This window comes from Leifsonia williamsii (assembly GCF_030433685.1).
GTDB classification, from domain to species: domain Bacteria; phylum Actinomycetota; class Actinomycetes; order Actinomycetales; family Microbacteriaceae; genus Leifsonia; species Leifsonia williamsii.
Genome location: NZ_JAROCF010000001.1, coordinates 3,527,312 through 3,539,724 on the forward strand (window position 1 = coordinate 3,527,312; position 12,413 = coordinate 3,539,724).

A 12,413-nucleotide genomic window follows, 5' to 3' on the forward strand; every position below is an offset into this window, starting at 1 on the left:
GTGAAGTCAGGGGACGGAGCACGTCAGCCGCAGCCGCCGACCGTGGTGGCGACCGGGCGCGCCATCGGTGTCGTGACGACACCGTCGAGCGTCACGTCCGCGCCGGGGAGCAGCGCGAACACGGCCTTCACGGTCGTGGACGCACCCGGTGCGAGCTCCGTGGCGGCCTGCCCGGCGTCGTGTCCGGCCAGGGAGGCCGGGACGACACCGAGGGGCGCGCCGTCGCGCTCGATCGACTGCAGGCGGAGCCCTTCGGCGCCGACGAACAGCAGCCGGGTGCGCACGGAGCCGACCGGTGTGTCGGTGACGCCCGCGCCGGTCACGTACCAGGGCGCGGAGGCGATGTCGGCCGGCGCCGTCGAGCGCAGGGTGGCGGTCACGGTGATCGTCCGGTGCGCGCGACGGTCCGTGGGCGTGCAGGACGCCGCAGCGACCCGCGCCTCCAGGTCGTAGCCGAGCTTGGCGCCCGTGGCATCGGCCAGGAACACACCGACCGGGGTTCCGTGGGCATCGATGCGCGCCAGGGGGCCCGCGACCGCCGTACCCGCGACGGTGCGCTGGAGGGCGGCGTCGGCGAACCAGATCGAGATGCGGCCCTGCGCGGCGGCGGAGTCGAACGCCGAGAGCAGAGCCCGCGCGTCCACACCGCCGTGGAGCAGCCGGTCGAACACGGCGCGCGTCACCTCGGCGAAGAACGCGTCCTGGTCGGCCGGCTCCGGGAGCCGGAGGTAGACCTCGCGCAGCAGCTCCTGCGTGGCGTTCCGCTCGGTCAGCTCGCGTCCCCCGACCGTGATCGGCCCGGTCACGCGCAGGAGTTCGGCGATCGTGGCCGCGTCGACCGAGACCACGCCGTCGATGGGCCGGCCCAGCGCGCGCTCCCACATCCGGGCGGCGAGCTCGCCCGAGCGGGTGAAGTCGGGGGTGAGGTTGACGTCCTGGAGGTAGCGCCCGGGAAGATCCCCGAACAGGGCGCGCTCCGCGTCGGTCACCGGCAGGGGCTCCGTCGGCCGGTTCACGTCCGGCGGCGTCAGCTGCCGCCCGAGTTCGACGTGACCCGCGTCGGCGGTGAGTTCGGACATCGCGCCGGCGATGCCTCCGCTCGCACGCAGCTCCGCGTTGTTGTTGAGGAGCAGTGCATAGTGGCGCTCCCCGTCGCCGCCCAGGGCGTGCGGGAGGATATCGGCGGCGACGGACGCTGCGGCGACGGTCTGCCGGAGTGGTGCGAGGAGGTCGCGCGCCTGCCGCGCCCGATCGGCGAGCATCGGGACGACGCCGGGACCGTCCGCCTGGCTCAGCGCGTCATCCGCCTTCTCCAGCGCCCGGGTGGCGGCGCGGAGATCCGTCGCGGCTGCGGACACCCGCGCGAGGTCGACGCTGCCCGACGAGAGGGAGACGGCGCCCGGCAGGTCGGACAGCGTGGGGACCAGCGGGACGAGGCCGTCGTGCACCGCGGTGGTCAGCCCGTCGACCGTGAGACGGTACGACCGGAGGTCGTCGCCCAGCAGCGGCACCCCCTCCGCCGCCCGCCAGACCGGGTCCCCGATGAACGACCCGGCAGAGCGCAGGCGGTCGTCGAGCCGGCGCACCGCAGAGGCTTCCTCATCGGCGGCACCCGCGGCCGACGGCGAACCCGCCTCCGTCTTCAGTGCGGAGATCGCGCGTGCCGCATCCGACGGCACGGCGGAGAGCTGGCCCGCGGAGAGCGCGAGCCGGACGCCGATCCAGCCGGCGGCGGCGACCACCAGCAGGAGGAAGGCCCCCACCCAGCCGAGCACCAGACGGCGGCTACGGCGCAGGTTGCGGGCGCGACGGTCGCCGGACACCGCTGCGCTGCGGCTCACCGCGAACCCAAACGGAGGATCTGCTCGGCGCGGCGGGAGAGCCCGCAGCGTCCGGCGATCGCGACAGCGCGTCCGAGAGCGGCCCTCCTGGCCGCTTCGTCTGGCGCGCTCAGCGCGCGCAGGGCCGCGGCCTCCACGATGGTGACCGGCAGCAGGCGGCGGGCGTCCAGCCGCTCGACGACCGCCGCGGCATCCTGTCGGCGCCCCTCAGCGAGGTCGATCAGCGCGCGGGCGCAGGCCGTGGTCTCGCGCCCGTCGTCGAAGCCGGTGAGAGCGGCGCAGGCGAGCGCCGGCCGGCCGACGGCGAGCTGGAGGAGCGCCACGCCCGCGGCGAGCAGCCCGCGGTCGTGATTGCTGGCGACGGTGCTCGTATGGAGCTGCTCGGCCAGGCCGAGGCCGTCGAGTGCGCGTCCGGGAGCCGACGCGTCGACGGCGCCGTCGGCCGCCGTCGCCCGCTGGAGGGCGACCCGGGTGCCGATCGCGCCGCGGACCGCCCAGAACGCGCCGGCGCCGGTCGCGTCGACCTCGGCCAGCACGTCGGTTGCCTGGTCGGCGAGTCCGGCCTCCACGAGAACCAGGCTGCGCGCCAGCTGGGCCGGCACGAGCCAGGCGTCGTCGGCGTTCGCCGGCAGCGCGGCGAGCGCCTGCGCCGCCACGGCGAGGTCGCCGCGCAGCGCGGCGCTGAGGGCGATCAGCCCGGTCGCCTGCGCCTCGACATGCGGTCGGTCGGCCGCGATCGCGAGTGCTGCGGCACCGCGCAGCCGGTGCGCCGCGCCGGCGTGATCGCCGGTGTGCACGAGCGGCAGTGCGCTCTGCAGCCAGAGCTCCGCCGCCTCGTCGTCGGGGGCGTCGACCTGGTCGAGGAGGCGGCTGAGCGCCTTCGCCTCTGCGACGGCCTTGGTGAAGGAGCCGTCCGCCATCTCGAGCCGGACCCGGCCGGCCTGCAGCCAGCACCGGTCGAGCGGCGCCATCGCGGCGACCGGGCGGCGGACGCGGCGCGGGACGGCAGGAGAACCGGTGGCCTCGGCGCAGAGCCGCTCGACGACGACGAGCCACGGGTCGCCGCAGACCTCGTCGGCGGGGAGCGCCGCGAGCACCCCGGCGAGGCGTGGGGCGTCACGGAGCAGCTCGGGATAGCGACGGCGCAGATGCGTCCGCAGCTCGTTGTGCGCGCCGGCGTCGGCGAGGTCGGCGGCCAGCTCGTGGTCGGCGCCGATGCGCGCGTACTCGGAGCGGACGGTAGCCGTCCAGCGGCCGGCCTCCTCCGCCCCTCTCTCGCATGACGACGTCACGAAGGGGAGCTCCGCGAGGAGGATCACGGGCTCGCCCGCCCGCTCCGCGCGCTCGGCCCAGCCGAGGGCGACGAGGTGATCGAGCACGGCGTCGGCCTGCGGCTCGCAGCGACGCAGCAGCGTGCGAAGCGGCTCGGTCAGCAGCGAGACGCCGGCGAGCTTGTCGGAGAGTGCCGGCCACGCGGCGGCATGTCGAGAGGCCGCCTCGTCGGCCACCGCCGCGGCGGCACGCGCGAACGCGAGGTCGACGGCCCGGTCGGTGACGGGCTCGTCGGCGGGGAGGGCCAGCAGAACCGCCTCCGTCGCTCCCTGCACGCCCCGGCTGCGTCGCAGCACGCTATCCGCCTGTCGGCGCGACAACCGCGGCCCCTCTGCAGGGCGCAGGAGGGTGAGGGAGGGCGTGTGTAGCGGAGTGGAGGTGATCATCGGGTCCTCGATCGGTGTGCGAACTCGGTGTTTTGAGTATTGCACTTCAATCTGACATTCTAGTGACAACAATCCCGACTCCTACCAACGACTGGCCATGCCCGAAATCAGACCCGCACACTCCGCCGCCCTCGCCGGCCGCGCCGCCGTCCTCTCCCTCGCCGAGGAGGTCCTCGCCTCCGGCACCGACCTCGATGTCGTCGGCACGCGTTCCAGCGGCCGATCGACTGTCCTCGACGCGATCGCCGCCACCCTCACCCGCTCCAACCACGCGGTCGTCCGCATCGACGGCCTCCCCTCGCTCTCCGGGATGCCGCTCGCGGCTGCGCAGCTCGCCGGTTACGGCGGCAGCGCCGCCGAGCGCCGGTCATCCCCGCCGCTGCAGGCGGCGATCGACGCGATCGCGTCCGCCTTCAACCGGGTCCGCGGCGTGATCGTCGTCGACGACGCCGACCTGCTCGACGACTTCTCCGCAGGAGCGGTCGAGGCGGCCGCGCACCTGGTGGGCGTGCCTGTCGTCCGCGCGCTGCGCGGGCCGCGCGCCCGCACCACCGGGCGCGGCTCGTACACGGTCGAGCTCTCTCCGCTGCGCCTCGACGAGCTGACCGCGGCCGTCTCCGACCGCCTCGAGGGGCCGGTCGACCCGCGCACGATGAGCCGGCTGTTCGCGGAGTCCGGCGGCGTGGTCGGCGTCGCTGCCGCCCTGGTGGACGCGGGTCGACGGGAGGGCCGGCTGATCAACCGGGACGGCTCCTGGTCGGCGTCCGGCGCGCTGGGCAGCCCGTCGCTGACCGGCTTCGCCGAGCGCCTTCTCGACGGGCTCGATGCGGAGGACCGCGCGACCGCCGAGGTGCTGGCTCTCCTCGGGACGGCGGATCTCGAGACGGTGATCGCCCTCCGCGGCGCCGCCTCCGTCGGCCGACTGGAGGCGCACGGCGTCGCCCGCATCGCCGTGGTCGGCGACCGCCGGATCGCGACCCTGATGCCGCCCCTCCTCGCCGCCCACTGCCGCACCACCGCATCGGAGGGCGTCCGCCGGCTGCTCGACGGCGGCCTCGGAGCCACCGGTGGGCGCTCAGCCCTCGGTGCCGAGCCTTCGACGGACGACCAGGCGCTGCTGGTGCACCTCGTCCACTCGCGCGCCGCAGAGGCGCGGGCCGCCGCCGAGGCGCGCTGGAGCCGCACGCCCGACGCGACGACCGCCGTCGCCCGCATCACGGCGCTGCTCGCCGACGGCGCAGGCGCCGACGTCGTCGGCAGCGCGTTCTCCGACGCCCTCGCCGTCGACGGCGACCCGGCAGACTGCGCACGGCTCGCCGCTCTGCACGCCCGCTGGCGCGTGGAGCAGGGGGCATCGCTCGATGTCGCACTGAGCGAGCTCCGCCGGGATGCGTCGGCACTGGGCGAGTTCGCGGGGATCGCACAGGCTGCCGCCGTCGCGCTCGAGGTCGAGCTCCGCGGCGTCCCCGACGATGCCGACGAGCGCCTCGCACGATCCGACGGGCTTCCGGACGAGGTGACCGCGGCCCTGCTCGAGGCCAGGGTCCACGTGCTCGTGGCCCGCGGTCGCCTGACCGACGCCCGCGAGTGCCAGCGCGCGCGGGACGCGCTGCCGCTTCCTCTGGACCAGCGGCTCGCCGCGCTGCACGGCTTCCTCCTGCTCGGCGAGGGCCGGCATGCCGAGGCCTCCGCGCATGCCGCCCGGGGGCTGCGCGCCGCCTGGTCCGCGCTCGACGCCGCCGCGATCCGCGCGCACGGGTTCGTCAGCGGTCTCTGCCAGGTGATCGGCGGCCAGTACGCCGCGGCCGACGAATCACTGTCGCGCATCCTCGCACTCGGCGACGCGGGGCCGCTCGACCGGTCGGACGAGCTCGGCATCCTCGCGCTGGCGACCCTCGCCGCTGCGCGTCGCGGCGATGCGGCCTCGGGCGAGCACCGGCAGGCCCGCATCACGGCCTCCGCCGGTTCGGGCTCCGTCATGGGCCGTGTCGCGTCCGCCTGGAGCACGGCCCAGCTGCTCGCCTACCGCGGCAGGATGGCGGAAGCCGCGCGCACCCTCACCGACCACGCGGAGGACATGCACCAGGACGGCGTCGAGCTCTGGGCCGTCTGGTCGCTGCTCAACGCCATCGAGGTCACGCCGGACGGCATGCTCTCCGACCTCGCCGACGAGTGGCTGGCCGGCATGCAGTCCGAGCATCTGGGCGCCCACTTCGCCTTCCTGCAGGCCAGGGACACCGGCTCCGCGGAGGAGTTGCGCGCGGTCATCCCGCGGCTCCAGGCGACCGGTCGCTCCGGTCTCGGAGTGCTCGCGTACCGGTTGGCGGCCGAGCGGCTGCGAGCCCTCGGGGAGACGGAGGAGGCCGCCGAGGTCGACGCCGAGCGCGAGGCGTTCATCGCCCGGTTGCCGCGGCGCGCCTTCGACGCGACACGCTTCAACGCCACGGCGGTGAACCTCACCGGGCGCGAGCGCGAGATCTCGCGCCTCGTCGCCGGCGGCCTGAGCAATCCGCAGATCGCCTCCCGCCTGGTGCTGAGCGTGCGCACGGTCGAGAGCCACCTCCACCGCATCATGCGGAAGACGGGAACGGCCAACCGCGGCGAGCTCGCCGCCTACGTGCGCTCCCTGGCCGCCTGAGCCACGCGTTTGCGATGGGCGGCGCCGCTGCGGCGCCGCCCATCCATCACGGATACCCGATGAACCAGAGCAGGATCAGCGCCACCGGCTGGAGCACGATCCCGACCACGAGGACGATGGTGCGGGCGCGCGGCGAGTGCGTCAACCCGCGTGCGCCAGCCAGCGGTGCCAGCGGGATGAGCAGCCGGAACAGGCTCTGCTGCGGCAGGAAGACCGCGAAGAGGTAGAGCGCGTAGCTGGCGGCGTAGGCGATGATCTCGGTGCCGAGCGCCTTCACGGTCGGTCGGCGCAGCAGCCAGATGTAACCGAGGATCGCCGCGATGACCAGCATCGCACCGGCGAAGCTGGCGTAGCGCCAGGTGAACAGGAACCACGGGGTGAGCGGCACGAACGCCACCCGCCCGATGAAACCGGTCCACCAGGACAGCTCGGTCTCCACGTAGGCGCCCGGCGAGCCGGTGACCGCCTGGGCGATGAAGGGCCACGCCAGGCCCGCCGCCGCCGTCACGACTCCTGCGATGATCATCGACAGCCGCTCGGAGCGGCGGAAGACCTCCCCGCCGCGGCGCGCGCGGACGATGCGCACCAGGAAGACGATGCCGAGTGCGAGCGGGATGGCCAGCTCCCCCGGCTTGGTGAACGCCGCAGCGACACCGAACGGGATGATCGCGGCATAGCGCCTGGTGATCATCGCGAGCAGCGCCGCGAACATCAGCAGGAAGAACAGGCTCTCGGCATACGCCAGCTGCAGCACGAACGACAGGGGCCCGAAGCAGAAGAACGCGGTCGCCCACAGCCCGCTCAGGCCCCCGGCCCTGACCGCGACCACGCGGTACAGCACCAGTGCGGCGCCCGCGCCCGCGAGCACGGCGAGCGTGACGGCGGCCACCGGGAACGGGAGGCCCGTCACCGTCATCAGCGCGCGCACGAGCAGCGGGTAGAGCGGGAGGAACGCCCAGGGGTTCTGCTCGACGTTGCCCGCGCCGTCGGTCGGCAGGTCGGCCGGATAGCCGACCTGCGCGATCCGGCTGTAGTACCAGCCGTCCCAGATACTCGAGAACCCGAAGAATCCGGGCGACGAGCGCTCGTCCGCCGACTCCCAGCCCCCGATCGTCGAGGCCACGTAGAGCGAGAGCATCAGCATCGTCGTGAGCACGCGCGACGCCACGTAGACGCCCAGGATCGCGACCCACCACGGGACGTCGCGACCCAGCAGGCGCAGGTGCGATATCCCCGTCGCCGGAGGGGTGGGCAGGGTCGGCGCGCCGGGGGCCGCTCTCGTGGAACCAGCAGTCATCTCGTCTGTGGATGGTACCCCGGCAGCCGCTACTTGACGCTCCCCGCCGTGAGACCTCCGACCAACCGCTTCTCGATCAGCATGAACAGCACGACCACCGGGATGACCGCGACGACCGACACGGCGAAGACGTACTGCCACGCCGCGTCGTACTGGCCCACGAACTTGGTCAGCGCCACCGAGAGCGGCTGGTTGGCATCCGTCGACAGGATCACCAGGCTGGCCGCGAACTCGTTCCAGGAGGCGACGAACGTGTAGATGATGGCCGTCACGATGCCGGGCCAGACCAGGGGTAGCTGCACGCGGAACAGCACCGCCCACTTGCCGGCGCCGTCGAGCTGGGCCGCCTCATCCACCTCCTTCGGAACGCCGGCGAAGAAGGTGTGCATGATCCAGACGGCGAACGCCAGGTTGAAGGCGGCGTTGATCAGGATCATGGCCAGCCAGGTGTCGTTGATGCCGAGGGCCACCATCTCCTTGAACAGGCCGGTGGCGAGCACGGTCGGCTGCAGCATCTGCGTGACCACGACGAGGAAGAGGAACACGCCGCGCCCCGGGAAGCGGAACCGGGCCGTGTAATACGCGGCCGGCACGCACACCACGAGGACCAGCGCGGTCGCGCACACCGCGATCACGATGGTGGAGATGAGGTTCAGCGGCAGCGGCGTCTCGGGCGTCGACCACATCGTGAGGTAGTTCTCGGGGTGCCACTCGGTCGGCAGGTACGTGGGCGGCACGGCGAGGATGTTGTCGCGGCTCTTGAACGAGCCGATCAGCATGATCAGGTACGGCGCGACGAACACCACGGCGATGACGAGGCCGGCGAGCATGCGGCCGGCGATGCGCCAGCTGAAGCCGGATTCGCGCGAACGGCGGCGCCTCGGTGCGGGCTGCACCGGGGCGACGAGGGAAGGGGCCGGCGCGGTCACGAGACCTCCTTCATCGGCTTGACGATCCAGAGGTAGAGCGCGACGACCACCAGCACGATCAGGAAGTTGATCACGCTGAGCGCGCTGGAGAGATCGATGCGCTGCTCGTTCTGCAGCAGCTTGAAGACGTACGTCGTCGTCGTGTCGGCCTTGTAGCCCGGGATCGAGCCCGTCATCAGCTTGAGGATCGGGAGCGAGTTGAAGACGTTGATGATGTTGATCAGGCTGGCCAGCGCGATGGCGGGTCGCAGGTTCGGCAGCGTCACGCTGAAGTACGCGCGGGCCGCACCGGCGCCGTCGACGCGGGCGGCCTCCATCATGTCGCTCGGGATGCCGGCGAGACCGGCCAGCAGGGTGTACGTCGTGAACGGCAGCGAGACGAAGACCGCGATCCCGATCGAGGACAGGAAGGCGGGCACCGGCTCCTTGGTGAAGCCGAAGGGCTCCGCGATCAGGTGGATGTCGACCAGGAACCGGTTGATGATGCCGTAGAACGGGTCGAGGCCGTACACGAACACCGTGGTCGTCATGACGACGCTCGCGGCCCACGGGATGAGGATCGCCATGCGCACCCAGCGCCGGCCGGGGAAGGTCTTGTCGAGGAACTGCGCGAGCGCCAGCGAGATGACCACGGTGATCACGACGACGGAGACCACCCAGATCAGCGAGTTGAGCAGGATGCCGGGGAGCTCCGGGCGGGACAGGACCGTGATGTAGTTCTGCAGCCCGACCGACCCGTGGTCGACGCCGGCGACGGAGATGCGCCGGGTCGAGTTGTAGATCATGTAGCCGGCCGGGAACAGCACGATGCCGAAGATCAGCAGGAGGGCGGGCAGCGTCCACGGGACGGCGTGCCAGAGGTCGGCGGCGCCGCCCGTGCGGCGGGTGGGAGCCCCGCGACGGGGACGGCCGGCGGCCGTCCCCGTCCGGGTCGGTTCGAGAGTGCGGCTCATGCGGCGGCTGCTACTGGCCGTCGGCCTTCGCCTGGATGGACTTCAGCAGCTCCTCCGGCTTGGCGCCCTGCCCGAGCTGACCGATCTGGCTCTGGATGGCGCCCTGCGCTGCCGACCAGTTCGGGTTCGTCGACGGGTAGAACTTGGCGTTCGGCAGCAGGTCGAGGAACGGCTTGATGGTCTCGTCCGAGCCCATCGCGTCGGCCCCGGACTTGGTGGTGGGGAGGAAGCCCTCTGCCGTGACCCACTTGGTGTAGACGTCCTTCGAGTAGAAGTAGTCGAGGAACTTCTTGATCGCGTCGGTCTTGTCGGTCTTGTTCTTGAAGGCCATCAGGTGGTCGGCGACACCCAGGGTGAACGCGGAGCCGTCCTTGGTGGGGATGGGCGCGATCCCGTACTGGAGGCTCGGGTTCTTGTCCTTGAGCTGTCCGACCGTCGGCGGCAGGCCGACCTGCATGCCCAGCTGGCCCTGGATGAAGACGTTCATGAGTGGCGTGCGGTTGGTCGAGCCCGGGTTCGCCTGCGTGAAGCCCTGGTCGATGATCTTCTGCATCTCGGTCGCGCCGGTGACGTTCTCGGGGCTGTCGATCGTCAGCTTCTTCTCGTCGCCGTAGCCGCCGCCCGCGCCGTAGAACCAGATCGCGGTCTCGGCCTGGGCCTCCTCGCTCCCGAGCGGCATGCCGTACGGCGTCACGCCGGCGGCCTTCAACTTGGCGGCGTCGGCCTCGAAGTCGGCCCACGTCTTCGGCGGCTCGGAGATGCCGGCCTTCGAGAACGAGTCCTTGTTGTAGAAGAGCGCCCGGGCGGAGGCGATGAAGGGGAGGCCGTACTGGGTGCCGTCGATGCTGGCGTTCTTCTTGAAGGCGTCCTGGAAGTCGTCGAGCGTCGCGCTCGAGACGATGTCCTTCGCCGGGTAGAGCAGGTCATCGGCGGCGAAGCCGGCGAACGCGTCGATGTTCAGGATGTCGGGCTGCTTGCCCGCCTGGATCCGCGTCTTGATCACGTTGTTGATGTCGGTCCAGGACTCGACGTCGAGGTTGACCTTCGTGCCGCTGTTCTTCGCCTCGAAGTCCTTGATGATCTGCTCCCACTCCGCCTTGGTGTTGTCGGAGTAGCTGGCGACCATGAGGTCGAGGGTCTGCGCACCGCCGGACGAGCCGCCGGAGCTCCCGCCGCCGAAGCCGCAGGAGGCGAGCGTCATGGTGGCGACGGCCGCGGTCGCGACCGCCGCTCCCCACCGCAGGGACTTCTTCATCGACTTTCCTCACTCTCGGATGGCGCAATCGTCGTCGGAAGAGGCCTGCGCGACGGTGCGTCAGTCTGTGATGTTTCGTGATTGTTTCGCGTTCCTACAATCACTTGCACTCATTGGATGGTCGAAATCATTGCGCGCTGCGGCTTCGCGCGTCAAGCATCGAAAAAAGAGCGCCCGGCGGCCCTGTCCTGCTGTGACGGGTCGCCGGGCGCCGATGATGCTACTTGGAGGGGGTGCGCTCCACGCGCAGGACGCAGCGGCCGTTCTCGGCGCCGGAGTCCGAGGTGCCGCTCCACGACTTCTTCGCCTTCGGCTCGACGTCGTCGACGTTCACCTGGGCGATCCCGAGCGTGGCGTCGCCCGCCAGGACCGAGACGTAGATGCGGTACGACTGCTTCGTCTTCTCGGGATTGGTGACGGTGCCGGAGAACGACGCCGGCGACTTGGACGCATCGCACTTCTCGATGGTGACGTCCTTGGCGGCGCCGACATAGCCCTTGGCGGTGCCGGGCGCGGTCGTGACCTTGGACGACGTCGATCCGCTCTTCGCGTCTGCGCTCGGCGCGGTGCACGCGGTGAGGGCGGTCAGCGCGATGCCGGCCGCGGCGACGGTGGTGAGCAGACGGCGCCGGAGAGTCGGGCGCGCGGATGCGAGAGTCATGATGCTCCTAGAGTGATGGGTCTGGTATTCCTGATACTAAACCTGACACCTGAGAATCGCACCATAAAGACTGAGCATCGGTGCATACGCTCGAAGCTGATCACTGGACAGCGCATTCGATCATCCGCAATCATTGAGTCCGTGGCGACTCCTCCCTCCCCCGCCCCCGAGCCGCTCGGCCCCGGCGAGCCGGTGCTCGCCGTCGACGTCGGCGGCACGGACATGAAGGCCGCGCTGGTCGACGCCTCCGGCCGGCTGGTCGAGGTGCTGCGCCGCCCGACCCCGCTCGACGGCGACCGGACGGGAGAGGCGGTCGTGGAGGCCGTCGCGCGTCTCGCGGACGGGTTCCGGGACCGCCATCCCGACGTCACGCCCGCCGCCGCCGGACTGCTCGTCCCCGGCCATGTCGACGACGACGCCGGCGTCGGCGTCTTCGCGGAGAACCTGGGCTGGCGCGACTTCCCCTTCCGGGACCGGGCAGAAGCGGCCCTCCACCTGCCGGTGTCCTTCAGCCACGACGTGCGGGGAGCAGGGGAGGCGGAGCACCGGCTGGGTGCAGCAGCCCCGTACCGCGACGTGGTCGTCATGGCCATCGGCACCGGGATCGCGGGTGCGGTGTTCATCGACGGCAGGCTCTACACCGGCGGCGGCATGGCGGGCGAGATGGGCCACTCCCGGGTGGCCGACGGCCCGCGTTGCGCCTGCGGCGGCATCGGCTGCCTGGAGGCGGTGGCCTCGGCGGCGGCGATCGCCCGCCGGTACAACGCCCGCACGGGCGCGTCGCTGCCCGGCGCCCGTGAGGTGCTGGAGCGCGCGGAGGCCGGCGACCCGGACGCCCGCGCGGTCTGGGACAGCGCCCTCGACGCGCTCGCGCTCGATCTCTCCCACACCGTGGCGCTCCTCGCACCGGAGGCCATCGTGATCGGCGGCGGACTGGCGCAGGCGGGCCCCGCGCTGTTCGAGCCGCTGCGCGAGCGGCTGGACGGCATCCTCACCTTCCACCGTCGTCCTGCGCTCCTGCCGGCGAGCATCGGCGAGAACGCCGGGCTGATCGGCGCCGCGCTGCGCGCCCGCGATCTGCTGGGCGCGCCCGCGGTGCAGGCGGCATCGTGAGGGGGACC

The 12,413-nt window shown here is 72.1% G+C and carries 9 protein-coding genes; 2 read left to right on the plus strand and 7 right to left on the minus strand.

The features are described 5' to 3' along the window. Positions 1-23 precede the first annotated feature (23 nt). Positions 24-1,841, minus strand: coding sequence for a DUF4012 domain-containing protein (locus tag P5G50_RS16720; protein ID WP_301212202.1), 1,818 nt, complete (start codon positions 1,839-1,841; stop codon positions 24-26). Next, positions 1,838-3,469 carry a hypothetical protein gene (locus tag P5G50_RS16725; protein WP_301212203.1) on the minus strand — a complete coding sequence of 544 codons (1,632 nt, stop codon included), beginning with the start codon at positions 3,467-3,469 and terminating at the stop codon, positions 1,838-1,840. The genes P5G50_RS16720 and P5G50_RS16725 overlap by 4 nt, the downstream gene beginning before the upstream one ends. Before the next feature lie 187 nt (positions 3,470-3,656). Between P5G50_RS16725 and P5G50_RS16730 the strand changes: the two genes are divergently transcribed. After that, the gene (locus P5G50_RS16730; RefSeq protein WP_301212205.1) at positions 3,657-6,197 is read left to right on the plus strand and encodes a LuxR family transcriptional regulator; all 2,541 of its coding nucleotides are present in this window, start codon (positions 3,657-3,659) and stop codon (positions 6,195-6,197) included. Positions 6,198-6,243: 46 nt separating this feature from the next. Here the strand turns inward: P5G50_RS16730 and P5G50_RS16735 are convergent, their stop codons facing one another. The 5 genes from P5G50_RS16735 to P5G50_RS16755 form a co-directional block, all read right to left on the minus strand. Then, positions 6,244-7,494 carry a hypothetical protein gene (locus tag P5G50_RS16735; RefSeq protein ID WP_301212206.1) on the minus strand — a complete coding sequence of 417 codons (1,251 nt, stop codon included), beginning with the start codon at positions 7,492-7,494 and terminating at the stop codon, positions 6,244-6,246. Between the two features lie 29 nt (positions 7,495-7,523). After that, complete coding sequence (locus P5G50_RS16740) at positions 7,524-8,423, minus strand: carbohydrate ABC transporter permease (protein WP_301212207.1); 900 nt, start codon at positions 8,421-8,423, stop codon at positions 7,524-7,526. Then, a complete protein-coding gene (locus P5G50_RS16745) occupies positions 8,420-9,376 on the minus strand; it encodes a carbohydrate ABC transporter permease (protein WP_301212208.1) in 957 nt (318 codons plus the stop codon). The genes P5G50_RS16740 and P5G50_RS16745 overlap by 4 nt, the downstream gene beginning before the upstream one ends. A 10-nt stretch (positions 9,377-9,386) precedes the next feature. Next, complete coding sequence (locus P5G50_RS16750; RefSeq protein WP_301212209.1) at positions 9,387-10,631, minus strand: extracellular solute-binding protein; 1,245 nt, start codon at positions 10,629-10,631, stop codon at positions 9,387-9,389. 220 nt (positions 10,632-10,851) lie between these two features. Next, on the minus strand, positions 10,852-11,292 hold the full coding sequence (locus P5G50_RS16755) for a hypothetical protein (protein WP_301212210.1): 441 nt from the start codon (positions 11,290-11,292) through the stop codon (positions 10,852-10,854). Between the two features lie 141 nt (positions 11,293-11,433). Between P5G50_RS16755 and P5G50_RS16760 the strand changes: the two genes are divergently transcribed. After that, the gene (locus tag P5G50_RS16760) at positions 11,434-12,405 is read left to right on the plus strand and encodes an ROK family protein (protein WP_301212211.1); all 972 of its coding nucleotides are present in this window, start codon (positions 11,434-11,436) and stop codon (positions 12,403-12,405) included. The last annotated feature ends 8 nt before the right edge of the window (positions 12,406-12,413 follow it).